25 protein-coding genes and 1 tRNA gene are annotated in these 25,893 nt (G+C 45.0%); 1 reads left to right on the top strand and 25 read right to left on the bottom strand.

What is annotated here, in order from left to right:
• Positions 1-10: 10 nt before the first annotated feature.
• The 19 genes from ICN36_RS09275 to rpsO all read right to left on the bottom strand — a co-directional run bounded on the left by ICN36_RS09275 (position 11) and on the right by rpsO (position 18,150).
• On the bottom strand, positions 11-1,477 hold the full coding sequence (locus ICN36_RS09275) for an NADH-quinone oxidoreductase subunit M (protein ID WP_216228087.1): 1,467 nt from the start codon (positions 1,475-1,477) through the stop codon (positions 11-13).
• Positions 1,478-1,501: 24 nt separating this feature from the next.
• On the bottom strand, positions 1,502-3,562 hold the full coding sequence (nuoL, locus tag ICN36_RS09270; RefSeq protein ID WP_216228086.1) for an NADH-quinone oxidoreductase subunit L: 2,061 nt from the start codon (positions 3,560-3,562) through the stop codon (positions 1,502-1,504).
• A 2-nt stretch (positions 3,563-3,564) separates the two neighbouring features.
• A complete protein-coding gene (gene nuoK, locus ICN36_RS09265) occupies positions 3,565-3,873 on the bottom strand; it encodes an NADH-quinone oxidoreductase subunit NuoK (RefSeq protein WP_216228085.1) in 309 nt (102 codons plus the stop codon).
• A complete protein-coding gene (locus ICN36_RS09260) occupies positions 3,870-4,517 on the bottom strand; it encodes an NADH-quinone oxidoreductase subunit J (RefSeq protein WP_216228084.1) in 648 nt (215 codons plus the stop codon). Before ICN36_RS09260 ends, nuoK begins: the two co-directional genes overlap by 4 nt.
• Before the next feature lie 20 nt (positions 4,518-4,537).
• A complete protein-coding gene (gene nuoI, locus ICN36_RS09255) occupies positions 4,538-5,029 on the bottom strand; it encodes an NADH-quinone oxidoreductase subunit NuoI (protein ID WP_215390996.1) in 492 nt (163 codons plus the stop codon).
• Positions 5,030-5,040: 11 nt separating this feature from the next.
• A complete protein-coding gene (gene nuoH, locus ICN36_RS09250; RefSeq protein ID WP_216190393.1) occupies positions 5,041-6,114 on the bottom strand; it encodes an NADH-quinone oxidoreductase subunit NuoH in 1,074 nt (357 codons plus the stop codon).
• 8 nt (positions 6,115-6,122) lie between these two features.
• A complete protein-coding gene (gene nuoG / locus ICN36_RS09245) occupies positions 6,123-8,435 on the bottom strand; it encodes an NADH-quinone oxidoreductase subunit NuoG (protein WP_216228083.1) in 2,313 nt (770 codons plus the stop codon).
• Between the two features lie 32 nt (positions 8,436-8,467).
• Positions 8,468-9,766, bottom strand: coding sequence for an NADH-quinone oxidoreductase subunit NuoF (gene nuoF / locus ICN36_RS09240; protein WP_216228082.1), 1,299 nt, complete (start codon positions 9,764-9,766; stop codon positions 8,468-8,470).
• Complete coding sequence (gene nuoE / locus ICN36_RS09235; protein WP_216228081.1) at positions 9,763-10,269, bottom strand: NADH-quinone oxidoreductase subunit NuoE; 507 nt, start codon at positions 10,267-10,269, stop codon at positions 9,763-9,765. Before nuoE ends, nuoF begins: the two co-directional genes overlap by 4 nt.
• Positions 10,270-10,292: 23 nt before the next feature.
• Positions 10,293-11,546, bottom strand: a complete 1,254-nt coding sequence (locus ICN36_RS09230) for an NADH-quinone oxidoreductase subunit D (protein ID WP_216228080.1) — start codon at positions 11,544-11,546, stop codon at positions 10,293-10,295.
• 3 nt (positions 11,547-11,549) lie between these two features.
• Positions 11,550-12,149 carry an NADH-quinone oxidoreductase subunit C gene (locus ICN36_RS09225; protein WP_216228079.1) on the bottom strand — a complete coding sequence of 200 codons (600 nt, stop codon included), beginning with the start codon at positions 12,147-12,149 and terminating at the stop codon, positions 11,550-11,552.
• Positions 12,150-12,152: 3 nt separating this feature from the next.
• Positions 12,153-12,635, bottom strand: coding sequence for an NADH-quinone oxidoreductase subunit B family protein (locus ICN36_RS09220; RefSeq protein WP_011902891.1), 483 nt, complete (start codon positions 12,633-12,635; stop codon positions 12,153-12,155).
• Positions 12,636-12,640: 5 nt separating this feature from the next.
• A complete protein-coding gene (locus ICN36_RS09215) occupies positions 12,641-13,000 on the bottom strand; it encodes an NADH-quinone oxidoreductase subunit A (protein WP_216228078.1) in 360 nt (119 codons plus the stop codon).
• A 109-nt stretch (positions 13,001-13,109) separates the two neighbouring features.
• Positions 13,110-13,194: transfer RNA gene (locus ICN36_RS09210), tRNA-Leu, on the bottom strand.
• Positions 13,195-13,292: 98 nt separating this feature from the next.
• Complete coding sequence (secG, locus tag ICN36_RS09205) at positions 13,293-13,637, bottom strand: preprotein translocase subunit SecG (RefSeq protein ID WP_216228077.1); 345 nt, start codon at positions 13,635-13,637, stop codon at positions 13,293-13,295.
• Between the two features lie 21 nt (positions 13,638-13,658).
• Positions 13,659-14,417, bottom strand: a complete 759-nt coding sequence (gene tpiA, locus ICN36_RS09200) for a triose-phosphate isomerase (RefSeq protein WP_216228076.1) — start codon at positions 14,415-14,417, stop codon at positions 13,659-13,661.
• Positions 14,418-14,435: 18 nt separating this feature from the next.
• Positions 14,436-15,434 carry an NAD(P)H-quinone oxidoreductase gene (locus ICN36_RS09195; protein WP_216228075.1) on the bottom strand — a complete coding sequence of 333 codons (999 nt, stop codon included), beginning with the start codon at positions 15,432-15,434 and terminating at the stop codon, positions 14,436-14,438.
• A 24-nt stretch (positions 15,435-15,458) separates the two neighbouring features.
• Positions 15,459-17,612, bottom strand: coding sequence for a polyribonucleotide nucleotidyltransferase (pnp, locus tag ICN36_RS09190; RefSeq protein ID WP_216228074.1), 2,154 nt, complete (start codon positions 17,610-17,612; stop codon positions 15,459-15,461).
• A gap of 268 nt (positions 17,613-17,880) precedes the next feature.
• The gene (rpsO, locus tag ICN36_RS09185) at positions 17,881-18,150 is read right to left on the bottom strand and encodes a 30S ribosomal protein S15 (RefSeq protein WP_068323724.1); all 270 of its coding nucleotides are present in this window, start codon (positions 18,148-18,150) and stop codon (positions 17,881-17,883) included.
• A 216-nt stretch (positions 18,151-18,366) separates the two neighbouring features.
• Between rpsO and ICN36_RS09180 the strand changes: the two genes are divergently transcribed.
• A complete protein-coding gene (locus ICN36_RS09180; protein ID WP_216228073.1) occupies positions 18,367-18,960 on the top strand; it encodes a YSC84-related protein in 594 nt (197 codons plus the stop codon).
• A 35-nt stretch (positions 18,961-18,995) separates the two neighbouring features.
• Here the strand turns inward: ICN36_RS09180 and ICN36_RS09175 are convergent, their stop codons facing one another.
• The 6 genes from ICN36_RS09175 to ICN36_RS09150 all read right to left on the bottom strand — a co-directional run bounded on the left by ICN36_RS09175 (position 18,996) and on the right by ICN36_RS09150 (position 25,713).
• On the bottom strand, positions 18,996-20,543 hold the full coding sequence (locus ICN36_RS09175; protein WP_216228072.1) for a 2-isopropylmalate synthase: 1,548 nt from the start codon (positions 20,541-20,543) through the stop codon (positions 18,996-18,998).
• 228 nt (positions 20,544-20,771) lie between these two features.
• Complete coding sequence (pssA, locus tag ICN36_RS09170) at positions 20,772-21,635, bottom strand: CDP-diacylglycerol--serine O-phosphatidyltransferase (RefSeq protein ID WP_216228071.1); 864 nt, start codon at positions 21,633-21,635, stop codon at positions 20,772-20,774.
• Between the two features lie 25 nt (positions 21,636-21,660).
• The gene (locus tag ICN36_RS09165) at positions 21,661-22,308 is read right to left on the bottom strand and encodes a phosphatidylserine decarboxylase (RefSeq protein WP_216228070.1); all 648 of its coding nucleotides are present in this window, start codon (positions 22,306-22,308) and stop codon (positions 21,661-21,663) included.
• Positions 22,309-22,367: 59 nt separating this feature from the next.
• Positions 22,368-23,384: a ketol-acid reductoisomerase gene (gene ilvC / locus ICN36_RS09160; RefSeq protein ID WP_215358996.1), complete on the bottom strand. Its 1,017-nt coding sequence runs from the start codon at positions 23,382-23,384 to the stop codon at positions 22,368-22,370.
• A gap of 50 nt (positions 23,385-23,434) precedes the next feature.
• The gene (gene ilvN / locus ICN36_RS09155; protein ID WP_216228069.1) at positions 23,435-23,926 is read right to left on the bottom strand and encodes an acetolactate synthase small subunit; all 492 of its coding nucleotides are present in this window, start codon (positions 23,924-23,926) and stop codon (positions 23,435-23,437) included.
• A complete protein-coding gene (locus ICN36_RS09150) occupies positions 23,926-25,713 on the bottom strand; it encodes an acetolactate synthase 3 catalytic subunit (protein WP_216228068.1) in 1,788 nt (595 codons plus the stop codon). Before ICN36_RS09150 ends, ilvN begins: the two co-directional genes overlap by 1 nt.
• Positions 25,714-25,893: the final 180 nt, after the last annotated feature.

Raw genomic sequence — 25,893 nt, 5'->3', positions numbered from 1 at the left:
TTGTGCCTACTCAGAGTTTGCTAACAGCAACATGCTGAAGCAGATTAATCACAGCTGGATGAATGATGTCAGTAAACGGCTTTGGATAAACCCCCATACCGATCACGCAGATAGAAAGTACTGCCATTAGGAAATATTCACGACCGTTCAAGTCTTTTAACTCCTCTACATGAGCATTATTGATGGTGCCAAAAAATACCCGCTTTACCATCCACAAAGAATAGGCAGCACCCAATATCAATGCAGTTGCTGCGAGGATACCAATGACAAAATCATAATCAACAGCAGCCAATATCACCATGAACTCACCAACAAAACCAGAGGTTGCCGGTAAGCCGCAGTTAGCCATCGCCATCAATACTGCAAAAGCAGTAAAGGCTGGCATACGGTGTACTACGCCGCCGTAATCAGCAATCTGACGGGTATGCATGCGGTCATAAAGCACACCAATAGAAAGGAACATAGCACCAGCAACAAAACCATGAGAAATCATTTGCACGATGCCACCCTCGATACCCAATGGGCTAAAGAGGAAGAAGCCCAAGGTTACAAAGCCCATATGCGCTACTGATGAGTACGCAACCAGCTTTTTCATGTCTTTTTGGACTAAAGCAACCGCGCCAACATAAATGACAGCAACTAAGGATAAGAAAATAACAAATGGGCCTAAATACTGGCTTGCATCTGGTGCAATTGGCAATGAGAAACGCAGAAATCCGTAAGCGCCAAGCTTTAGCATGATTGCAGCCAAGACAACTGAACCGCCTGTTGGCGCCTCAACGTGGACGTCTGGCAACCAAGTATGTAATGGCCACATTGGGACCTTCACAGCAAATGCAATAAAGAACGCCGCAAACAACATAATTTGCTCAACAATATCTAAGTGCGCATTTTGCCAAGCCAAGATATCAAAAGTATTTGTTACGTTATAAAGATACAGCATCGCAACTAAAGTCAGCAAAGATCCTAGCAATGTATACAAGAAGAATTTAAATGCTGCGTAAATACGATTATGACCACCCCATACACCAATAATGATGTACATCGGAATCAGTGTTGCCTCAAAGAAGACATAAAACAATAAGGCATCAAGCGCACTAAATACACCAATCATTAATCCAGAAAGAATCATGAAGGATGCAAAGTATTGCGACACTTTGGTTTGAATAACTTCCCATGCTGCGATGACTACAATAATGTTAATAAACGCGGTCAGCACAATAAACCAAACGGAGATACCATCAATACCTAGGTGATAGTTGATGTCGTAGCGCGGGATCCAGCTGACTTTTTCAACAAACTGCATCCCTGGATTGGCGACATCAAAATGAATCACCAATGGAAGAGTTGCAATAAATCCGAGTACCGCACCAACCAAAGCTAACCAGCGAACGCCGGCAGAAGGCTTCTCAGACCCATAAAACAAAATAATGAGTCCAAAGACAATCGGGGTCCAAATGGCGTAAGAAAGGATCATAGTGGCTACTTAAGTAACAAAGGCCTAGCGAACAAAAGGCAGGTAAGCGTACAAAACCCAAGCAAGCAATACCGCTAAGCCTGCGATCATAGCGAAGGCATAGTGATATAGATAACCGGATTGCAAATGACGGATAACTCCAGCAAAGCGCCCTACTGCATGCGCACTGCCATTAACAAAGAAACCATCGATGATCTTTTGATCGCCACGGTGCCACAAAAAGCTACCGATCCAAATAAGGCCCTTAGCAAATACAGCCTGGTTGATTTCATCAAGGTAGTACTTGTTATCAAATAATTTCTTGATAGGCGCGAATGTCTGGGCAACTTTGCCAGGCAACTTAGGAGCCCATAAATATCCAATGGCTGCAGTCAATACACCGAGAACTACTAACAACAGTACCGGGGATGTGAATGCATGAATGGCCATCGCAATTGGGCCATGGAATTCATCTTCCAATTCCTTCATTACAGGATGGCGCGCCAAATCAATAAAGATGGAGTCACCGAAGTATGTTCCAAATAACAATGGAGAAATTGTGTAAAAACCAATGATTACGGATGGAATGGCAAGGAGAATCAAAGGTAATGTAACAACAAATGGAGATTCATGCGGTTTTTGGCCCGGTGCCAAACCATGGTGAGCGTGATCATCACCCTGCTCTGCATGATCATTGTGGTGCTCATGTGCATGCGCATCATCATGACCCCAACGGGCTTTTCCATGAAATACATAAAAGTACAAGCGGAATGAATACAAAGCAGTAACAAATACGCTTGCCATAACGGCAAAGTAAGCAAATCCAGAGCCTGGAATATGGCTGGCAGCAACCGCTTCAATAATGGAATCTTTTGAGTAGAAGCCTGAGAAGAATGGTGTGCCAACTAGAGCAAGATTACCCAATAACATCATGAGGCAAGTAATTGGCATGTATTTCCAGAGGCCGCCCATCTTGCGCATGTCTTGTTCGTGGTGCATACCAAGAATCACACTACCTGCAGCGAGGAACAATAGTGCTTTAAAGAATGCATGGGTCATCAAATGGAAGATGGCAACTGGGTATGCAGAAACGCCCAAAGCTACTGTCATATACCCAAGCTGAGACAAAGTGGAATACGCAACAACTCGCTTGATATCGTTTTGCACAATTCCGAGGAAACCCATGAAGAGTGCCGTGATAGCTCCAATGACTAAAATAAAGCTCAACGCTGTATCTGAAAGCTCAAACAATGGTGACATACGTGACACCATGAAGATGCCTGCGGTAACCATGGTCGCCGCGTGAATCAATGCAGAGATAGGGGTTGGACCTTCCATTGAATCAGGCAACCAAACATGCAGTGGGAATTGTGCGGATTTACCCATGGCACCAATGAATAAACAGATACAAGCTACTGTCATCAAGTTCCAGCTTGTTCCTGGGAGAGTTTGAGCAGCCAATGCTGAGTTCTGCGAAAAGATCACGTCATATTGCATCGAACCTGTGCTCGCTAGCAAGATGCCAATGCCAAGGATGAAGCCAAAGTCACCTACGCGGTTTACCAAGAAAGCCTTCATATTGGCAAATACTGCAGACTGGCGCTCAAAGTAGAAGCCAATCAACAAATAAGAAACCACACCCACTGCTTCCCAGCCGAAGAAGAGCTGCAATAGGTTATTACTCATTACCAACATCAACATGGCAAAAGTAAACAAAGAGATATAGGAGAAGAAGCGGTTGTAACCCTCTTCACCATTCATGTATCCAATGGTGTAGATATGAACCATCAATGACACAAAGGTCACTACACACATCATGGTTGCAGTTAAAGGATCAATTAAGAAGCCAATATCTAAATTGAGCTCACCCAACTGCATCCAACGATACACAGTACCGTTGAAATAGAAACCGTCCATTACTTGGACTAAAACATTGCAAGAAAGCACGAAAGCAATTGTTACGCCCAAGATAGTCACAAACTGACTTGCGCCATGACCAATGCGGTTACCACCTAGCTTTGTACCAAGGAAACCAGCAATGATGGAGCCAACTAATGGCGCCAGTGGAATAGCGCAAAGTACGGGAATATTTAAGGTCAATTGCATGACTAGCCTTTTAGGTGGTCAAGATCTTCGGCATTAATGGTGTCGACCTTACGGAAGAGCACCACCAAAATTGCCAAGCCGATAGCCGCCTCAGCAGCTGCCACAGTCAAAATAAAGAATACGAATACTTGACCTGCCATGTCACCCAAATAATGGGAGAAGGCAACAAAGTTCATATTGACCGAGAGAAGCATCAACTCAATAGCCATGAGCAATACGATGACATTCTTACGGTTTAAGAAAATACCGATAACACTGGCTGCGAACAAAATCGCACCAAGAACCAAGTAATGAGCGAGAGTGATACTCATTTCTTCTCTCCTCTTACATCTTGTTTTGCCGCCATGTCAGAACCCATCTTCACAATACGCATACGATCTGCGGCAACCACATTAACCTGCTCATGGATGTTTTGCGCTTTAGAGTCTTTGCGATTGCGCAATGTCAAAGCAACAGCAGCAATAATTGCCACTAACAAAATCACGCCAGCAACTTCAAACGCATAAACATAATCAACAAAGATCAACATGCCTAAGGCTTGAGTATTATTTGCCATCATTTCTTCAGGCATAGGCTGCACGGGTACATTGGTACCAATGAAGCTACGAATAATCACAATCGATAGTTCAAGAACAATCACTGCGCCCATCAAAAAGGCTACCGGCAAATACTTTTTAAAATCTCTGCGTAAATGCTCTATGTCTAGATCCAACATCATGACCACGAATAGGAACAACACCATTACAGCGCCTACATAAACCAGAATTAGAGCTAAGCTCAAAAATTCAGCCTTGAGCAACATCCAGAGTCCGGATGCACAAAAGAATGCCAACACCAGAAATAGTGCTGCATGAACTGGATTACGAGCTGTGATCACTCGTACTGCAGAGATAACTAACAGGCCTGCAAAGCCGTAAAAGAAAACAGCAAATAAAGTAGATGGATCGAATGTCATATTAGTTCAGCTCGATTCGATTAACGGTAAGGTGCATCAGCTGCACGGTTAGCGGCAATATCTTTTTCGTACTTATCGCCTACAGCCAAAAGCATGTCTTTAGTGAAATACAGATCACCACGCTTATCGCCAAAGTATTCAAAAATATTGGTTTCTACAATGGCATCTACGGGACACGCCTCTTCACAGAAGCCACAGAAAATACATTTTGTAAGGTCGATGTCATAACGGCTAGTACGGCGAGTGCCATCATCGCGCTCAGCAGTTTCAATGGTAATTGCGTATGCTGGGCAGACCGCTTCACACAGTTTGCAGCCAATGCAACGCTCTTCACCGTTCTCATAACGACGTAGTGCATGTAAACCGCGGAAGCGATTCGACAATGGAGTTTTCTCTTCAGGATACTGAACCGTGATCTTAGGCTTAAAGAGGTAGCGTCCAGTAATGGACATACCAGTCAAGATGTCTTTAAGCATCAAGCTATCGAGGAATTGGGAAATTTTCTTAAACATGATTAATCAACTTATTTCCAAATATTCCATGGGGATACAACCCACGCGCCGATAACAACCACCCAGAACACTGAGATGGGAATAAAGATCTTCCAACCTAAACGCATGATTTGGTCATAGCGGTAGCGAGGCAATGTAGCACGCAACCAGATTACGCAGGACAACAGGAAGAAAGTCTTGCCAAATAACCAGAAGAATCCTGGAATATCGCGCAAGATTGGTAAATCAACAATTGGCAACCAACCGCCCAAGAACATGATTGAAGCAACGGCTGCAATCAAAATCATATTGGCGTATTCAGCTAAGAAGAACATAGCAAAAGACATGCCTGAGTACTCAACCATGTGTCCAGCAACAATCTCAGACTCACCCTCAACAACGTCAAATGGATGGCGGTTTGTTTCAGCAACACCGGAGATAAAGTAGATCAAGAACATTGGCAACAATGGGAGCCAATTCCAAGAAAGGAAGTTCAAGCCCATGTTGGCAAAGTAACCCTGCTCTTGCGAGGCAACAATCGTGCTCAGATTTAATGAGCCGGATGTCAATAAGACAGTAACCAATGCAAAGCCCATCGCAATCTCATAAGAGATCATTTGTGCTGATGCACGCATAGCGCCAAGGAATGGATATTTTGAGTTTGAAGACCAACCAGCCAAGATCACACCATAAACGCCGATGGATGAAATTGCCATGATGTACAAAAGTCCAGCGTTCACATCAGCCAAAACCATCTTCGCTTGGAATGGAATAACAGCCCATGCAGCAAATGCAGGCATGATCACCATAATTGGTGCAATGAAGTAGAGAACCTTGCTAGCTTGTGCAGGAGCAATGATCTCCTTCATCAAAAGCTTTAATGCATCAGCAATCGGTTGCAGTAAACCTAAAGGCCCCACGCGATTTGGTCCAAGGCGAATGTGCATCCAGCCAATTAGCTTTCTTTCCCAGAGGGTTAAGTAGGCTACGCAACCAAACATTGGCAACACGATGATGACGATGCGTACTAAAGCCCAAACCAACGGCCATAAAGAACCAAAAATGGCTTCGCCTTGAGTGGTAACGAGGTTCAAGAAATTATCCATCTCTAACCTTATGCCTTACTAACAGTGACTAGACCAAACATAGATCCTAATTTCGCACTAGCCATAGTTCCAGCAGAGATTCTGACAGCACTTGGCGCTAAATTTACTTCTAGTGTTGCCGGCATATCAACGGATTGAGTTCCTTGAGTAACTCGAACGGCATCACCCTCTTTAAGACTCAACTCAGCAAATATACTTTTACTCAAGCCGACCTGATTGCCGCGCTTAGCATCGCGAGTTAATTGCAGTGCTGATGAGCGACGTACGATTTGGTCGCCAGCATAGATATTGACATCAGCTAAACGCTCAAGACCATTCAATGGGGCTTGATTGCCATTAATAGATGTACCAGAGGTCTTGTTATCCAAACGAGTGCAATAACCCTCATCCAATGCCTCACCTAAAACTTCCTCGGGTGCATTAAACAAGAAGCCCTCTAAGCTCAACAGCCCGCCCAAAACACGCAATACTTTCCATGATGGACGTGAATCACCCAAAGGCTTGACTGAAGGCTGAACCGTTTGAACTCTGCCCTCTAGATTGACGAAGGTAGAAACTGATTCTGAGAATGTAGAGATTGGGAGAATGACATCAGCAACTTCCATTAAGTCAGCACTCTTATAGGCGCTTAAAGCAATTACTGTATTTGCTTTTGCCAATGCCTCACGAGCAGCTACTGGATTAGGCAGATCTGAATCAGGCTCGATGTTCATCAAGATTACTGCACGACGATCACCAGAGAGAACTGACTCAACACCAGCACCATTGGCGCTAACCAAGGATGCGCCCACTGCATTACCGCCAACTGGCAGGAATCCTAAGGTAGCACCAGTCTGCTCAGCAATAAATTGCGCCATGACATGCAAGTCTGAAGCATGGTGGTGTGCAATAGCAGCAGAACCGAGCAATACAGATTTTGACTCACCTGAGAGCAGACTATCCGCAATTTTTTGCGCTGCAGGAGAAATAGATAAGTTGGGTGTACCAGCTGGCGCGCTTACTGATTTAGCTTTAGCAACGGCAAGAGCAACTTCACTTAATGCATTGAGCCATGCGCTTGGTGCAGCAACAACACCACTACTTGGAATTAACCAGTCATCACCGCCGGCATCTATACGAGTTACTTGTAAGCCACGCTTATTGGCAGTACGGATACGCGCTGCTAGTACAGGCTGATCTTTGCGTAAGAAGCTACCAATCACTAATACGCGATCTAATTCATTAATCTTTGCAATTGGCATACCCAACCAAGGCGCAGCTGCAGCAGCATTCACATCCGTCTGGCGCAAACGCGTTTCAATCTGCATAGAACCCAAACCACGAACCATCTTTTGCAAGAGGTGTAATTCTTCTGTGCTAGATATTGGGTGCGCTAACGCGCCAATGGACTCCGGGCCACTTTCAGCTGAAATCGTTTTCAGGGAATGTGCAACATAGTCTAATGCTGATTGCCAATCTGTTTCTAGCCATTGACCGCCCTGCTTCACCATTGGCGTTGTTACACGATCAGAGCTATTTAAACCCTCGTAAGAGAAGCGGTCACGATCACTAATCCAACATTCATTAATTGATTCATTTTCCAATGCAACTACGCGCATTACTTTATTGGCTTTAGTCTGAACCGTAGTATTTGCACCTAAGCTATCGTGTGGACTTACTGAACGCTTGCGTCCCAGTTCCCATGTACGCGCAGCATAGCGGAATGGCTTGCTGGTTAATGCACCAACTGGACACAAATCAATCATGTTTCCAGATAACTCTGAATCTACAGTCTGGCCAACAAAGGTGGTAATTTCTGAATGCTCGCCACGGTTGACCATGCCCAGCTCCATAACGCCAGCCACTTCTTGGCCAAAACGTACGCAGCGTGTGCAATGGATACAACGGGTCATCTCTTGCATAGAGATCAATGGACCGACATTCTTATGAAAAACAACACGCTTCTCTTCGTCATAGCGTGAATTAGACTTGCCATAACCAACTGCTAAGTCTTGCAACTGGCACTCGCCACCTTGGTCACAAATTGGGCAATCCAATGGGTGGTTAATTAGCAGGAATTCCATTACTGAACGCTGGGCTTCAACCGCCTTAGCGGAGTGTGTAAATACCTTCATGCCTTGAGTAACAGGAGTTGCACAGGCAGGCAATGGTTTAGGTGCTTTTTCGACTTCAACCAGGCACATACGGCAGTTAGCTGCAATCGATAACTTCTTGTGATAGCAGAAGTGAGGAACGTAGGTGCCGATCTTGTTCGCGGCGTGCATCACCATCGAACCTTGCGGAACTTCTACAGTCTTGCCATCTAATTCGATTTCTACCATGCTCAATTTTAGATATCCCGTGCTCTAAATCTTTATAAAGGTTTCGCAGAATCTAAGCAGCGCTTATGTTCTACGTGATACACAAATTCATCCATGTAATGCTTCAACATGCCACGAACTGGCATTGCTGCTGCATCACCTAAAGCGCAAATCGTGCGACCTTGAATATTGGCAGCTACGTCATTGAGTAAATCCAAATCCTCTGGTTGCCCTTCGCCATGCTCAATACGGTGAACAATGCGCCACAACCAGCCGGTACCTTCACGACATGGAGTGCACTGACCACATGATTCTTCGTGATAGAAATAAGATAAACGCTCTAAGGCACGCACCATGCAACGTGTTTCATTCATCACAATCACTGCACCCGAACCCAACATAGAGCCGGCCTTAGCAATGCTGTCGTAATCCATAGTCAGATCCATCATCTGCGCTCCAGGAATTACTGGTGCAGAAGATCCACCAGGAATCACCGCCTTCAAAGCTATGCCATCACGCATACCACCAGCTAGCTTTAGAAGCTCTGCAAAGGGAGTGCCCAACGGAATTTCGTAATTACCTGGATGTACAACATCACCCGAAACAGAATAAATTTTTGTTCCGCCGTTATTAGGTTTACCAAGCTCTAAATAGGCCTGACCACCAATTGCCAAAATAAATGGCACAGCAGCAAATGTTTCAGTGTTGTTAATCGTGGTTGGTTTGCCATACAAGCCAAAGCTTGCGGGGAATGGCGGCTTAAAGCGGGGTTGACCTTTTTTGCCCTCTAATGACTCAAGTAATGCAGTCTCTTCGCCACAAATATATGCACCCCAACCTGGAGAAGCGTGCAACTGGAAGGAGAAATCACTTCCTAAAATCTTATCGCCTAAATATCCCGCAGCACGCGCTTCTTCAAGAGCTTCTTCAAAACGTGAATATACTTCCCAGATTTCACCGTGGATGTAGTTGTAGCCAGTAGTGATACCCATGGTGTAAGCACCAATAATCATGCCCTCAATCAAGGCATGTGGGTTGTAACGCATGATGTCACGGTCTTTAAATGTACCCGGCTCACCTTCGTCACTATTACAAACTAAATATTTTTGTCCTGGAAATTGGCGTGGCATGAAGCTCCACTTCAAGCCAGTTGGAAAGCCTGCACCACCACGGCCACGTAATGATGAAGCTTTTAATTCTGCGATGATGCTATCGGGTGATACTTTATCGTTAATTAAACGACGAAGCTGTTGATAACCACCACGACTTTCGTAATCTTTTAAACGCCAGTTGTCGCCATTTAATCCAGCAAGAATTAAAGGCTTAATGTGGCGATCGTGCAAGCTGGTCATGCTGCTTTCCCTTCTGCACGTAATTCATTTAACAAAGCATCAATCTTTTCTTTGCTCATAAAGCTACACATACGCTTATCGTTCACAAGCATTACTGGTGAATCACCGCAAGCACCCATACATTCGCCTTCTTTTAAAGTGAAGGTTCCACAAGGCGTTGTTTCGTTGTAACCAATGCCTAGGGTTTCTTTTAAATAGGTTGCGGCTGTTTCACCATGGGTTAACTGGCATGGCAAATTGGTGCAAATTACCAGCTTGTATTTACCAATTTTCTTGGTGTTGTACATGTTGTAAAAAGTTGCCACTTCATCAACAGCAATACTTGGCATCTCTAAAATTTGAGCAATCGTTTCGATCACTTCTGGAGAAACCCAACCTACCTCTGTTTGGGCTGCAATCAAACAGGCCATCACGGCAGACTGCTTGTGCTCTGGCGGGTACTTAGCGATATTGCGATGAATATCAGCCAGTGTTTTATCGGAAAGTTGAAGAGTTGTAGTCATTAAATAATCCTTGGCACGCTCAATTAGCGGTCAATCTCCCCGAACACAATATCTTGGGTACCAATAATAGTTACCGCATCAGCCAACATGTGGCCACGTGACATCTCATCCATTGCTGACAGGTGAACGAATCCTGGCGCACGAATCTTCATGCGGTAGGGTTTGTTAGCACCATCTGAAATTAAGTAAATTCCGAACTCACCTTTTGGATGCTCAACAGCTGAATAAGCCTCGCCATCAGGCACATGAATACCTTCAGTAAAGAGTTTGAAATGGTGAATCAATTCTTCCATATTGGTTTTCATATGCACGCGCTTGGGCGGAGAAACCTTATGGTTGTCACTCATCACAGGGCCTGGGTTTGCCCTTAACCAAGCGACGCACTGCTTGATGATGCGATTGGATTGACGCATCTCTTCCATGCGCACCAAATAACGATCATAAGAATCGCCATTAACGCCAACCGGGATATCAAAATCCAAACGGTCATAGACTTCATATGGTTGCTTCTTACGCAAATCCCATTCAATGCCTGAACCACGCAACATAGGGCCAGTGAAACCGAGCTGCAATGCACGCTCTGGAGTGACGATGCCAATATTGACTAGACGTTGCTTCCAGATACGGTTATCAGTTAAGAGGTTGCAGTACTCGTCTACGTTGGCATCAAAGCCGTTCGTAAATTGCTCAATGAAATCCAATAAAGTACCGCTACGGTTTTCATTCAAGCGCTTGATAGCAGAGTCACTACGAATTTTGTTCTTGCTGTACTGAGCCATGTGATCTGGCAAATCACGATATACGCCACCAGGTCGATAGTAAGCAGCATGCATACGGGCACCTGATACAGCTTCATACATATCAAAGATATCTTCGCGATCGCGGAATGCGTACAAGAAAACAGCCATTGCACCAACGTCTAGACCATGACAGCCAATCCAGAGTAAGTGGTTCAATAAACGAGTTAACTCGTCATACATCACACGGATGTATTGAGCTCGCAGTGGAACATCTACTTGCAATAACTTTTCAATGGCCATGACGTAAGCATGTTCATTGGACATCATGGATACATAATCCAAACGATCCATGTAAGGGACGTTCTGAATCCATGTACGTGTTTCAGCTAATTTTTCTGTGGCGCGATGCAATAGACCAATATGTGGGTCTGCGCGTTGAATCACTTCGCCATCAAGCTCAAGCACTAAACGTAATACGCCATGTGCCGCAGGATGCTGAGGACCAAAGTTGAGTGTGTAGTTCTTAATCTGTGCCATGACTTAAACCGGACCTCCATACTGCTCTTCACGAACAATGCGTGGAGTAATTTCTCGAGCCTCAATCGTGACGGGCTGATAGACAACACGTTTCAACTCTGGGTCATAACGCATCTCGACGTTGCCGCTGATTGGGAAATCTTTTCTGAATGGATGCCCAATGAAGCCGTAATCCGTGAGGATACGACGCAAGTCATCGTGACCGTCAAACAAAATACCGTAGAGGTCAAATGCTTCACGCTCAAACCAGTTAGCACAATTCCAGACTGGAGTAATCGAAGCAACCAATGGGTAGCTATCATCTGGTGCAAATACGCGTACACGCAAACGCCAGTTGTGCTGCAAAGATAACAAGTGGCTTATAACCCCGAAGCGTTGGCCACTCCATGCGCCATCACGAAAGTCCTGGTAATCAACACCGCATAAATCTATTAACTGCTCAAATGCAAGCGATGGATCATCACGCAACAACAAAGCTGATTCAAAATAAGTATCTGCATTTACAACTACAGTCACTTCACCTAATGCAATTTCAATGGACTTCGCGCGCTTACCTAAAACTTTTTCTAAGTTGGCGGCTAACTGATTCAAACGATCTGACATAGCTTAAGCCTTCCGCGCAATCGTGCTGGTGCGAGCGATCTTGGATTGCAACTGAATGATTCCGTAGATCAACGCCTCTGCTGTTGGAGGGCAACCAGGTACATAAATATCAACTGGAACGATGCGGTCACAACCGCGCACTACTGAATAAGAGTTATGGTAGTAGCCACCGCCATTAGCGCAGGAACCCATAGAAATTACCCAGCGTGGCTCGGGCATTTGGTCATAAACCTTGCGTAATGCTGGTGCCATTTTATTGCACAAAGTACCTGCAACAATCATTAAATCTGATTGGCGTGGCGATGGGCGAAAGACCACACCAAATCGGTCTAAGTCATAACGGGAAGCGCCCGCATGCATCATCTCCACGGCACAACAAGCCAGTCCAAAGGTCATAGGCCATAAGGAACCATTACGCGTCCAGTTAATCAACTGATCCGCAGTAGTGGTCACAAAACCTTCTTTAAGTACGCCTTCTAATGCCATATCTATCACTCCCAGTCGAGAGCGCCCTTTTTCCAGATATATACAAAGCCAACAATGAATTCCAAGAGGAATATCACCATAGAGGCGTAACCAAGCCATCCAATATCACGTAATGCCACACCCCATGGAAATAGGAATGCAGTTTCAAGATCAAACAGGATGAAGAGAATGGCGACTAAGTAATAACGCACGTCGAACTTCATACGTGCATCTTCGAAAGCTTCAAAACCGCACTCATAAGGAGAGAGTTTTTCTACGTCAGGCTTCGAGGGAGCCAAAATTTTTCCGAGGAACATGGGGACTAAACCCACCCCAACGCCTACGAGGATAAAAAGCAGAACAGGAAAGTAATTAGCGAGATTCAAAATAGCCCTGATTCGTTTGTCTGATAAATCCTATAAGAAGCAAATTATTCATTGTTCCACTACACAAAGCATTGATTTAGAGCAAAAAAACATATCAATACTTCTTTACTGGTGCCGACGGCGAGACTCGAACTCGCACAGCCTAAGCCACTACCCCCTCAAGATAGCGTGTCTACCAATTTCACCACGTCGGCATCTTGTAAAACCACCTAATTCTACTGCATTGCACAACTACACTACCCCACTTTTGAGGCAGCTTTATCTGTAAAAGCCTACTTTTTTACTTAGGAACTTACTTCGGAACCGCTGGCTTGCTTGGGTCCTGAACTGGCGCCGTTGGAGCAGCCGGCGCTACAGCGGGTGCAACCGTGCCAGAGAGGACTCCAGGGCTAACTTCCTTCTTATTGCCAATCCAGGTAATACCTAAAGTGCAAATGAAGAAAGCAGCAGCAAATACTGCAGTAGCGTGAGACAGAAAGTTTGCTGAACCGCTGGCGCCAAATAGGCTTCCAGAAGCTCCGGAGCCAAAGGCTGCGCCCATATCGGCGCCTTTACCCTGCTGCAAAAGAACCAAAAGAATGACAGCCAAAGCCGAAATTACTTGTAACACGATTAATAAAGTCTTAAACCATTCCACAGCTCATCTCCAAATAAAAATCTATGCCTGACAAATAGCTAGAAAATCTTGGGGACTTAATGAAGCACCCCCAACTAATCCACCATCAATATCAGGCATTGCAAACAATTCAACAGCATTGTCAGGTTTGACACTGCCACCATACAAAATTCCAACGTGAGAAGCTACATCCTCATTAAATTCGGCCAATTGAAGGCGAATAGCACGATGCATATCTTGCGCAACCTGGACGCTGGCAACTTTACCAGTGCCGATGGCCCAAACTGGCTCATAGGCAATTAAGCAGTCCGCAAGACGATCTTGCAATACCCCTACTTGCTTTGCAATCTGAGCGCAAACTATCTCTTCCGCCCTACCTGAATTTCTCTCATCAGCAGTCTCGCCAACACAAATCACCGGAGTCATGCCATTGTCTAGCACCTGAAGGGCTTTAGCAGCGACTAACTCATCCACCTCTTGATGCATTTGACGGCGCTCAGAGTGACCAACGATGACATACGTGCATCCGAGTTCTTTGAGCATGGACGCCGAAACTTCACCGGTATAGGCGCCTGAACTATGGGCCGAAGCATCTTGAGCACCCAGATTCAAAAAGGCCAATGAATGCTCTTTGATTAACTGCGCACATTGAGCTAAATACGGAAAAGGAGGACATACCGCATATTTACGTCCTGATGGCATTCCACTCTCCATGCCACGAGCAACGGTTTTGATCCAGTCTTGATTACTTACAAGACTGCCATTCATTTTCCAGTTGCCGATAACGATGAGTGGTCGCATAGGGGGTAATGAATATTTCTATACAGTTAAAACAATTTTGCCAACATGCTCAGATGACTCCATCAATGCATGAGCATCTGCTGCATGATCTAATGTAAATGTCTTATAGATGACAGGCTTCAGTTTGCCTGCGTAGAGCAAAGGCCAAACATTTTCAAAAAGCTGTTTTGTAATTTGCTTCTTAAATGACACTGGGCGTGGACGTAGTGTAGAGCCGGTAATCGTTAAGCGACGACGCAAAATCTGATTGGTGCTTACCTCTGCTTTTGATCCACCCTGAATTGCAATAATCACAATGCGGCCATCATCAGCCAAGCAATCAATTTCTTTTTGCACATAAGCGCCAGTCACCATATCAAGAATGACGTTAACGCCTTTGCCATCAGTGGCCTTCTTCACCTCTTCTACAAAGTCTTGTGTCTTGTAGTTAATGGCGAGATCAGCACCTAATGCGACACATGCAGCGCATTTTTCATCCGTACCAGCAGTAACAAATACTTTATGACCTAAGGCTTTAGCAATCAAAATCGCTGTAACCCCAATACCACTAGAGCCACCTTGAACCAATAATGTTTCACCTTCAACTAACTGGCCGCGCATGAAGACATTGCTCCATACGGTGTAGAAAGTTTCAGGCAAAGCTGCTGCTTCTTGGTCAGTAAAACCCTTTGGGTATGGCAAGCACTGTGCAACAGGGGCGGTACACAGATCAGCGTAACCACCACCTTGAACCAATGCACAGACTTTATCGCCCACCTTTAAACCAAATACATTGTCAGCATGAGTCAAATCTCCACCAACGATTTTTCCGGCAACTTCAAGACCAGGAATATCCGATGCGCCCGCTGGAACCGGGTAATGTCCTTTACGCTGTAAAACATCTGGACGATTAATTCCGGCAGCTAAAACCTTGATCAAAATTTCGCCAGACCCAGCAGCAGGAGCTACTGGATCAGGACGAGTGGATGGCACCAGCATTTCTGGGGCGCCAAATTCTTTGATCTCGATAACGCGCATAAGAGACTCCTGCAATCTTTAGGCTTAAGCCTGTTCGTCTGTAGCTGGAGTATCAGTAACACCCGCCAAAGGAGCAATCGCGCCACCTTCATCAGCCATTGCAGCTTTCAATGACAAACGTAAACGACCACGCTCATCAGCAGCTAACAATTTCACGCGAACCACTTGGCCCTCTGCCAAATAATCTTTAACTTCTTTTACACGCTCATTAGAGATCTCAGAGATGTGCAAGAGGCCATCTTTACCAGGAAGAATGTTTACCAAAGCGCCGAATTCGAGCAACTTCACAACTGGGCCTTCGTAGATCTTACCTACTTCAGCTTCAGCAGTGATGCCTTCGATGCGCGCTTTAGCTTCAGCCATACCTTCAGCAGAAGTAGACGCGATTGTCACAGTGCCATCATCTTTGATATCAATGCTGCAACCTGTTTCCTTGGTCAAGGCTTGAATAGTTGCGCCACCCTTACCGATTACTTCACGAATCTTGTCTGGGTGAATCTTAAATGAAACCATGCGTGGGGCATGAGCGGACAATTCTGTACGAACTGAACCCATTGCTTCTTGCATCTTGCTCAAAATATGCAAACGACCTTCTTTAGCTTGCGCTAAAGCAACTTGCATAATTTCTTTTGTAATACCTTGAACTTTAATGTCCATCTGGAGTGCAGTGATACCGTTAGCAGTACCTGCTACTTTAAAGTCCATATCGCCTAAGTGATCTTCATCACCCAAGATATCTGTCAGCACAGCAAAACGATTGCCGTCAAGGATCAAACCCATTGCTACGCCAGCAACGTGGGCTTTAACTGGAACACCAGCGTCCATCATTGCTAAACAGCCGCCGCAAACAGAAGCCATTGAAGATGAACCATTGGACTCAGTGATTTCTGAAACAACACGAATGCTGTATGCAAAATCTTCTGCACTTGGCAATACTGGAATCAATGCGCGCTTAGCTAAACGGCCGTGACCAATTTCACGACGCTTTGGGCTACCTACACGGCCAGTTTCGCCAGTAGCGAATGGAGGCATGTTGTAGTGGAACATGAAGCGATCACGGTACTCACCTTCGAGCGCATCAATAATTTGCTCGTCACGTGCAGTACCCAAAGTAGCTACAACAAGAGCTTGCGTTTCACCACGAGTAAACAATGCAGAACCGTGTGTACGTGGCAATACGCCGTTACGAATTTCAATCGGGCGAACAGTACGTGTATCGCGACCATCGATGCGGGGCTCACCGTTCAAAATCTGGCTACGAACAATCTTCGCTTCGATTTCAAACAGGATATCGTTCACAGCAACAGCATCAACATCACCCTCTTCTTGCAACTTAGCCATTACTTCTTTAGTAATTTCTTTGAGCTTGTCTGAACGAGCGCCTTTTTGACGAATCTGATAAGCCTCACGCAATGGTGCTTCAGCCAAAGCAGTAACCTTAGCGATGAATGGCTCATCCTTAGGCGCAGCAGTCCAATCCCACTCCGGCTTGCCAGCCTCAGAAACTAATTCGTTAATTGCGTTAATTGCAGTTTGCATTTGGTCGTGACCATATACAACTGCGCCCAACATAATTTCTTCAGAAAGTTGATTCGCTTCAGATTCAACCATCAACACTGCAGCTTGTGTACCAGCAACGATTAAATCAAGTTCGCTTGTAGCTTGCTCTGTGCGAGTTGGGTTCAATAAATATTGACCGTTAGCGTAACCAACACGTGCTGCGCCAACTGGGCCAGCAAATGGAATGCCTGAAATAGCCAATGCTGCAGAAGCAGCGATCAAAGCAGGAATATCAGAAGGAACGTCTGGGTTGATAGACAACACATGAACAACTACTTGAACTTCGTTCAAGAAACCTTCTGGGAATAAAGGACGTAATGGACGGTCGATCAAACGGGAGATTAATGTCTCGCCTTCTGATGGACGACCTTCGCGGCGAAAGAAGCCACCAGGGATCTTGCCGGCTGCGTAAGTTTTTTCTAAGTAATCAACAGTCAATGGGAAAAAAGATTGGCCTGGCTTTGCAGACTTAGAAGCGACAACTGTACCCATTACTACTGTGTCATCGACGTTAACGATTACGGCACCACCAGATTGACGAGCAATCTCGCCCGTTTCCATAGTTACCTGATGATTACCCCATTGAAAACTCTTTACTGCTTTTTTAAACATAGTCATTCTGATCTTCTCCAAATTGTTCACGCAAAGCTCACATGAGAAATGCGCTTGTCGTGGGATAAAGCAGTGTCACGACAACACTGGAGCGATTTAAGATCACAAGGGATGCCATTCCAGGGAGACTCTGAATCAAGCTTCAGAAGCTCATTGGAATGACACAATCCCCTACACAAATAATCTTGAAGCGCCCAAAAAACATGCCATCTGCTTAAGACTGATTCCGTGAAGAAACAACCCTAAGAAAGATGGCATTGCATACCAATAAGAATTACTTACGGAGACCTAATTTCTCAATCAATGCGCGATAGCGATCCAAATCTTTGCCTTTGAGGTAATCCAAGAGGCGACGGCGACGTGAAACCATCTTCAACAAACCACGACGGCTGTGATGATCTTTAGCGTTAGCCTTGAAATGGGGGGTTAATTCATTGATGCGGGCTGTAAGCAATGAAACTTGAACTTCAGGGCTACCCGTATCGTTTGCGCTGCGCGCGTTTTCTTTGACGATTTCCGCCGTTTTAATATCAGCAACTGCCATTTTTAATACTCCTTACTTGCGAACACTTGAGCTTTTACCCAATCCGTGTCGTGCATGATTAACAAACTAAACAAAAAAGCTTTACAAATCAAAGCCCTCGAATTGTAGCAGAGCCAGCGCCTGTTTATGTAATCGCAAGCTTGAATGGACATCCTGTATTATCAAAATCTAATACATATTTACCATAATCCCTTTAAAAACAAAGACTTACATATTATGCGCCCCATTTGTCACTCCACTATTGCCATTCTTTGCCTCGGATTTGGCCTGTTGCAACCTGCTTATGCTCAGTTTGGCTCTCTTTTTGGCCCAGAAAAAACCATTGCTGAACAACGTCAGGATGTTTTAGCCAAGAATCAAGCCACCTTGAAGCGGCTTTACGAAGCTCAACCTAAGGCCAAGGAGCTGATTGAAAAATCAGTAGGCTATGCCACCTTTAGTAACTTCGGCATGAAAATCCTGATCGCAGGCGGTGGCACGGGCAGCGGTGTTGTGATAGCTAAAGATAAAAAGCCGGTTTACATGAGTATGGCTGAAGTACAGGCTGGACTTGGACTGGGAATTAAATCTTTCCAGAACATATTTGTTTTTCAAACTGAAGCAGCCATGAATGACTTTATTAACTCAGGCTGGACATTTGGCGGGCAAGTAACAGCTGCAGCCAAATATGAGAAAGATGGCGGCGCATTACAAGATGCGACCGTGGTTTCTCCAGGCGTATTAATGTATCAACTCACCGACTCCGGCCTTGCTGCTGAAATCACCGGCAAAGGTACGAAGTACTATAAGAATACTGATTTAAATAAGTAAAGCATCAATAACAATCGCTACAGATGACCCAATGATTAAGGGGTCATCTGTGCATTAAGCTTTGCCTGACTCGGGTCGTGCAATTTATTCAAAGCAGATAAATATGCTTTTGCGGAAGCAGCAATGATGTCTGGATCGGTACCTACGCCATTGACGATACGTCCACCTTTTGCCAAGCGCACAGTAACCTCTCCTTGAGATTGCGTTCCTGAGGTGATTGCATTTACTGAATAGAGTAACTGCTCTGCTCCACTTTTTGCAATTTCCTCGATTGCATTCAAGCTCGCATCTACTGGACCATTACCTTCGGCTTCAGAGCTAATCTCTTTATCCCCCATGCGGAATGTCACACGTGACTTAGGGCGCTCACCAGTTTCTGAATGTTGGCTTAATGAAATAAATTTGTAATGCTCCCCCTCTTCAGCCGCCGCTGAATCAGACATGATGGCGATAATATCTTCATCAAAAATCTCAGACTTTTGATCGGCAAGCGTTTTAAATCGGACAAATGCCTCATTCAAATCAGCCTCAGCTTCAACAGTAATACCCAACTCTTGCAAGCGTTGTTTAAATGCGTTACGACCGGATAATTTACCCAAAACAATCTTATTGGCTGACCAACCCACATCTTCTGCGCGCATGATTTCATAGGTATCGCGGTTCTTCAAAATACCGTCTTGATGAATGCCGGAAGTATGAGCAAATGCATTTGCACCAACCACAGCTTTATTCGGCTGTACTACAAAGCCAGTGATCTGAGAAACCAATTTAGATGCAGGAACGATTTGAGTTGCATCAATGCCGCAAACCATATCAAAATAATCCTTACGTGTACGCAAGGACATCACAATTTCTTCTAATGCAGTGTTGCCGGCGCGCTCACCTAAGCCATTAATCGTGCACTCAATTTGACGTGCTCCGCCGATCTTTACACCAGCCAAAGAGTTTGCAACTGCCATACCCAAGTCATTATGACAATGTACTGACCAAACGGCTTTATCGGAGTTAGGTACACGGGTGCGCAAAGTTTTAATAAATTCACCATACAACTCGGGCGTTGCGTACCCTACTGTATCTGGAATATTAATCGTAGAGGCACCCTCATCAATAACAGCCTCAACGACTCTACACAAAAAATCCATTTCTGAGCGATAACCATCTTCTGCAGAGAACTCAATATCTGATGCCAAGTTGCGTGCAAAACGAATCGAGCGCTTAGCTTGCTCTAACACTTCTTCTGGAGACATACGTAACTTCACAGCCATGTGCAATGGGCTCGTTGCCAAGAAGGCATGAATACGCTTAGCATTGGCTGTCTTCAACGCATCGGCAGCACGCGTGATGTCTTTGTCATTTGCTCTAGCCAATGAACAAACTATCGAGTCTTTGACTGCAGAAGCCACCGCGGAGATTGCTTGAAAGTCACCCTCAGAGCTAGCGGCAAAACCCGCTTCAATCACATCTACCTTGAGGCGCTCCAATTGACGGGCAATACGAACCTTCTCATCCTTAGTCATCGATGCACCAGGGGATTGCTCACCATCACGTAAGGTGGTGTCAAAAATGATTACTTTGTCGCTCATCACTACTCTCCGGTTTTAAATACTTCTGTACTAATTAATTTATTCAATCTGATAAAACAAAAACCCCAGCAATGTGCTGGGGCTGGTATGTGGTGGCTAATGATTTTCTTTATCTCATTAACTCAGGCCTTACCCGCCCCAAGCTTTAGGCTTAGTGCTGGTAGAAGAAGACCAGTTAAAGGTGAAAAGTTCATCAACATGGATTAAATATACCCCAAAATTTGTGAATTAGCTAAAACGCTTACCACCGAGTCTTTCCCAGGCCCAAATGACATAACCGGAGATTGAGTAAACAACGAATAAACCAAATAAGGTTAAGGGTGGGTTAGATGAGATCAAAACAAAGGTCAGAATCATCAATACCATCACCCCAAATGGCACGCGGTAGCGAACATCAAGGGCTTTACCACTATAAAAACGGGCATTGGAAACCATCGTAAGGCCAGCATAAACCGCTATAAAGAAGGTAATCCAAGGAATGGCGGTATCGCGCACTGGAATCTTGTTGTCGTCAGCCAACCAGATAAATCCGGCCATTAACGCACCTGCGGCTGGACTAGGCAGACCTTGAAAAAACTTCTTATCAACAACACTAGTGTTCACGTTAAAGCGCGCTAAACGCAAAGCCGCACCAGCACAGTAAGTAAATGCAGCTAACCAGCCCCACTTACCTAAATCTTTTAAAGCCCATTCGTAAGCAACTAAAGCAGGTGCAACGCCAAAGGAAACCATGTCAGCGAGTGAATCATATTGTTCACCAAAAGCACTTTGCGTATTGGTCATACGCGCTACACGACCGTCCATGCCATCAAGCACCAACGAAGCAAAGATAGCAATTGCTGCAATTTCGAACTGGTGATTCATCGCATTCACGATGGCGAAGAAACCACAAAACAAAGCTGCGGTTGTAAATGCATTAGGTAAAAGGTAAATGCCCTTGCTACGTAAGCGTGGCTTATGAGGATCTAGCTCCTCTACTTCGTAATCAATCCCATCACCCAATTCCTCTGCCCACTGCCGCTCGGTAGATGGAGTGTGACGAGAAGATAGACGGCTACGATCAATACGACCACGACGGCGAAATGTACTCAAAGCGTATCCCGGTAAAAGATTCGAATCAATCCAAGCCAGGCAAACGAGCCAAGGCTGTATTTGTTGCAAATACTTTATCACCAACAGAAACCAAAGGCTCCGCAGTCAAAGGTAAATACACATCAACGCGTGATCCAAAGCGAATAAACCCATAGCGCTCACCCGCTTTAAGACGATCGCCAACATGGATATAACAAAGAATACGACGCGCAATCAGGCCAGCTACTTGCACCAGAGTGACTACTTGGCCATTAGCATCTATTACAACGGCATTACGTTCATTCTCTGTTGATGCCTTATCTAAATCAGCGTTCACAAATTTGCCAGGGAAATACTGAATATCCTTAACCAAGCCGTTGACTGCGCTACGGTTAGAGTGGACGTTAAATACATTCATGAATACGCTAATTTTGAGCGCTTCACGTCCAGCATAGGGATCATTAGTTTTTTCAACCACAACAATGCGACCATCAGCTGGAGATAAAACAAGATCACGACCCATTGCAGCAATACGCTGTGGGTCACGGAAGAACTGCAGAACAAAGATAAAAATGATCCAAAAAGGCCAAGACCAAGCTATGCCACCTAAAAAGTGAACCAGCAAAGTCAAAGCCCCCACTAACGCTAAATACGGCCAGCCTTCTTTCGCAATAATGGGGTGTGGATACATCATCTTTGTTCTGAGCCTTTTAATGAACTGCTATTAATTTGATGCGTACTTCTTAAACCTGCTTAGTTCTTGGTTTGATCCACTAACTTATTCTTCGCAATCCAAGGCATCATCGCGCGCAATTTAGCGCCAACAACTTCGATGTCATGCTCAGCATTCAAACGACGACGAGAAATCAAAGTAGGCGCGCCTGCTTTGTTTTCCAAGATGAAGCTCTTCGCGTATTCACCAGTTTGAATATCTTTCAAGCACTGACGCATTGCATTCTTAGTATCTTCCGTAACAACACGTGGGCCAGTGACATACTCACCGTATTCAGCATTATTGGAGATGGAGTAGTTCATATTGGCAATGCCGCCTTCGTAGATCAAATCAACGATCAACTTAAGTTCATGCAAACACTCAAAGTAAGCCATTTCAGGAGCGTAACCAGCCTCAACCAAAGTTTCAAAACCAGCTTTGATCAACTCAACTGCGCCGCCACAAAGAACAGCTTGCTCACCGAACAAGTCAGTTTCAGTCTCTTCGCGGAAGTTTGTTTCAATGATGCCGGCACGACCACCGCCGTTTGCCGTTGCGTATGACAAAGCAACATCACGTGCGGAGCCGGATTTATCTTGGTAAACAGCGATCAAATGAGGAACACCGCCGCCTTGAGCATATGTGCCACGTACTGTATGGCCAGGAGCTTTAGGAGCGATCATGATTACATCTAAGTCAGCGCGCGGCTGAACTTGACCGTAGTGAACATTAAAGCCGTGAGCAAAAGCCAATGCAGCGCCCTGCTTGATATTGCCGTGAACTTCTTTGCTGTAAACATCAGCGATTTGTTCGTCAGGCAACAACATCATGACTACGTCAGCATCTTTAACTGCTTCGCCAACTTCTTTAACTGTCAAGCCAGCATTTGCTGCCTTGCTCCAGGAAGCGCCGTCTTTACGCAAACCAACAGTAACATTAACACCAGAGTCTTTGAGGTTCAATGCGTGTGCGTGTCCTTGTGAACCATAACCAATGATGGTGACTTTCTTGCCCTTGATGAGGGACAAATCAGCGTCTTTATCGTAAAAAACTTTCATGCTCTTTCCTTGTATTGAAAATGTAATTAATGCAGTAATCAGTTAAAAAATTAAACCTTAAGGATACGTTCGCCACGACCAATTCCAGAGCCGCCCGAACGGACAGTTTCCAGAATCGATGCACGATCGATCGAATCAATAAAGGCATCCAACTTGGTACCATCACCCGTTAACTCAATGGTGTAACTCTTGTCAGTCACATCAATGATGCGACCGCGGAAGATATCAGTAGTGCGTTTGAGCTCTTCGCGCTCTTTACCTACTGCGCGTACTTTAATCATCATGAGCTCACGCTCAATATGAGGTCCTTCGCTTAAATCAAATACTTTAACTACCTCAACCAGGCGGTTTAAGTGTTTAGTAATTTGCTCAATGACATCATCAGAACCAAAGGTCACGATAGTCATACGAGATAGGGATGGATCTTCCGTAGGTGCAACACTCAAAGTATCAATGTTGTAACCGCGTGCAGAAAATAATCCCACAACGCGTGATAAAGCACCCGGCTCGTTCTCAATGAGTACAGAAATAATATGTCGCATCAGAGATCCTCACTACCCAAAAGCATTTCAGTAATACCCTTACCCGCTTGAACCATAGGCCAAACGTTTTCTTCTGGGTCTGTCTGGAAATCCATAAACACCGTACGATCTTTTAAACGAATAGCCTCTTTGAGCGCGCCCTCAACATCTGATTTTTTCTCAATACGCATACCCACGTGGCCATAGGCCTCTGCCAACTTCACAAAGTCAGGCAAGGAATCCATGTACGAACTGGAATAACGTTTGTTGTAGGTTAACTCTTGCCATTGACGGACCATACCTAAGTAACGGTTATTCAAAGACACGATTTTAACTGGGGTGTTGTATTGCTTGCAGGTGGAAAGCTCCTGAATACACATCTGAATGGAGCCTTCACCAGTAATAGCAAATACATCCTTATCAGGGAAAGCCTTCTTGATACCCATGGCATAAGGCAAGCCTACGCCCATGGTACCCAGACCACCGGAGTTAATCCAACGACGTGGCTGATCAAACTTGTAGAACTGAGCAGCCCACATTTGATGCTGACCAACGTCAGATGTGATGAATGCATCACCACCGGTGAGCTCCCACAACTTTTGAACGACATATTGAGGCTTCACAATTTGAGAGGCTTCGTCGTACTTCAAGCAATCTTTTTTGCGCCACTCATTAATTTGATCCCACCAAGCAGCAACTTTGTCGCCATTCTTGCGTGGACCGGCAGCTTTTAATTGCGCAGTCATCTCAACTAATACTTCTTTGAGATTGCCAACGATTGGAACATCTACCTTCACACGTTTTGAAATTACTGAGGGATCAATGTCGATATGAATAATCTTGCGCGGATGGCTTGCAAAGTGGGATGTATTGCCAATCACGCGGTCATCAAAACGAGCGCCAATCGCGATCAATACATCACTGTGCTGCATCGCCATATTAGCTTCATAGGTTCCGTGCATACCCAGCATGCCCAAGAACTGAGGGCTTGTTCCAGGAAATCCACCCAAACCCATCAGAGTATTGGTAACTGGATAACCAAGTAAATCAGCGAACTCTTTAAGCTCTGGGGCGGCATCTGAAAGAATGACGCCACCACCGGTGTAGATATATGGACGCTCAGCCTCTTGCAATAAAGCTACCGCCTTACGAGTCTGACCACTATGACCCTTAACAACAGGGTTATAGGAACGCATCTCCAGGGTTTCTGGATAAACAAATGGGCCTTTAGCCGCTGATACATCCTTCGGAATATCAATCAATACTGGGCCTGGTCGACCTGTTTGCGCAATATGGAAAGCCTTCTTCAGCACCAAAGGAAGATCTTTAACATCCTTAACCAGGAAGTTGTGTTTAACCACTGGGCGAGTAATACCAACCGTATCAGCCTCTTGGAATGCATCTTCACCAATAGCGTATGTTGGAACGTTACCGCTAATAATCACCAATGGAATGGAGTCTGTATACGCAGTTGCGATACCAGTAACGGCATTAGTAACGCCGGGGCCTGAGGTGACTAATGCAACGCCAACCTTACCGGTTGCGCGAGCGTAGCCATCGGCAGCATGAACTGCTGCTTGCTCATGGCGAACCAAGATATGTTCAAACTTATCTTGTTTAAAAATTTCATCATAGATAAAGAGAACGGAGCCGCCTGGGTAACCCCAGACAAATTCAACGCCCTCTTTGTGCAATGCATGCACGAGCATTTCAGCACCAATCATTTCTGGAGGTGCTGCATCATTGTTTGTATTTGTTGAGTCTTTGTTAGCTTTAGTAGCTAAGAATTCGGCGCTGCTTGTATTCATTTTCTTTCGTCCTTTGCAATTTTCGGCAAAAAATTGATTGGTCTGTTCTATCTCCTGCTTATGGCCTGAGTTCGAACGGCGCTGCTACCGGAAAAAACCACTTCTTGAATGAGATTCTAGGTAGTAAGCCCTATATTCTATAGCAATCACCTAAAATGGATCAATTCTTACAGAATCAGG

The sequence above is a fragment of the Polynucleobacter sp. UK-Gri1-W3 genome (assembly GCF_018881595.1).
GTDB lineage: Bacteria > Pseudomonadota > Gammaproteobacteria > Burkholderiales > Burkholderiaceae > Polynucleobacter.
This window is presented reverse-complemented; position numbering and strand designations above follow the sequence as displayed.

Coding starts and splice junctions, on each gene's coding strand:
- ICN36_RS09275 (WP_216228087.1), bottom strand. CDS start 1,477: ATGATCCTTTCTTACGCCATTTGGACCCCGATTGTCTTTGGACTCATT.
- nuoL (WP_216228086.1), bottom strand. CDS start 3,562: ATGCAATTGACCTTAAATATTCCCGTACTTTGCGCTATTCCACTGGCG.
- nuoK (WP_216228085.1), bottom strand. CDS start 3,873: ATGAGTATCACTCTCGCTCATTACTTGGTTCTTGGTGCGATTTTGTTC.
- ICN36_RS09260 (WP_216228084.1), bottom strand. CDS start 4,517: ATGACATTCGATCCATCTACTTTATTTGCTGTTTTCTTTTACGGCTTT.
- nuoI (WP_215390996.1), bottom strand. CDS start 5,029: ATGTTTAAGAAAATTTCCCAATTCCTCGATAGCTTGATGCTTAAAGAC.
- nuoH (WP_216190393.1), bottom strand. CDS start 6,114: ATGGATAATTTCTTGAACCTCGTTACCACTCAAGGCGAAGCCATTTTT.
- nuoG (WP_216228083.1), bottom strand. CDS start 8,435: ATGGTAGAAATCGAATTAGATGGCAAGACTGTAGAAGTTCCGCAAGGT.
- nuoF (WP_216228082.1), bottom strand. CDS start 9,766: ATGACCAGCTTGCACGATCGCCACATTAAGCCTTTAATTCTTGCTGGA.
- nuoE (WP_216228081.1), bottom strand. CDS start 10,269: ATGACTACAACTCTTCAACTTTCCGATAAAACACTGGCTGATATTCAT.
- ICN36_RS09230 (WP_216228080.1), bottom strand. CDS start 11,546: ATGGCACAGATTAAGAACTACACACTCAACTTTGGTCCTCAGCATCCT.
- ICN36_RS09225 (WP_216228079.1), bottom strand. CDS start 12,149: ATGTCAGATCGTTTGAATCAGTTAGCCGCCAACTTAGAAAAAGTTTTA.
- ICN36_RS09220 (WP_011902891.1), bottom strand. CDS start 12,635: ATGGCATTAGAAGGCGTACTTAAAGAAGGTTTTGTGACCACTACTGCG.
- tpiA (WP_216228076.1), bottom strand. CDS start 14,417: ATGCGACCACTCATCGTTATCGGCAACTGGAAAATGAATGGCAGTCTT.
- ICN36_RS09195 (WP_216228075.1), bottom strand. CDS start 15,434: ATGCGCGTTATCGAGATCAAAGAATTTGGCGCCCCAGAAATGCTGGTG.
- pnp (WP_216228074.1), bottom strand. CDS start 17,612: ATGACTATGTTTAAAAAAGCAGTAAAGAGTTTTCAATGGGGTAATCAT.
- rpsO (WP_068323724.1), bottom strand. CDS start 18,150: ATGGCAGTTGCTGATATTAAAACGGCGGAAATCGTCAAAGAAAACGCG.
- ICN36_RS09180 (WP_216228073.1), top strand. CDS start 18,367: ATGCGCCCCATTTGTCACTCCACTATTGCCATTCTTTGCCTCGGATTT.
- ICN36_RS09175 (WP_216228072.1), bottom strand. CDS start 20,543: ATGAGCGACAAAGTAATCATTTTTGACACCACCTTACGTGATGGTGAG.
- ICN36_RS09165 (WP_216228070.1), bottom strand. CDS start 22,308: ATGATGTATCCACACCCCATTATTGCGAAAGAAGGCTGGCCGTATTTA.
- ilvC (WP_215358996.1), bottom strand. CDS start 23,384: ATGAAAGTTTTTTACGATAAAGACGCTGATTTGTCCCTCATCAAGGGC.
- ilvN (WP_216228069.1), bottom strand. CDS start 23,926: ATGCGACATATTATTTCTGTACTCATTGAGAACGAGCCGGGTGCTTTA.
- ICN36_RS09150 (WP_216228068.1), bottom strand. CDS start 25,713: ATGAATACAAGCAGCGCCGAATTCTTAGCTACTAAAGCTAACAAAGAC.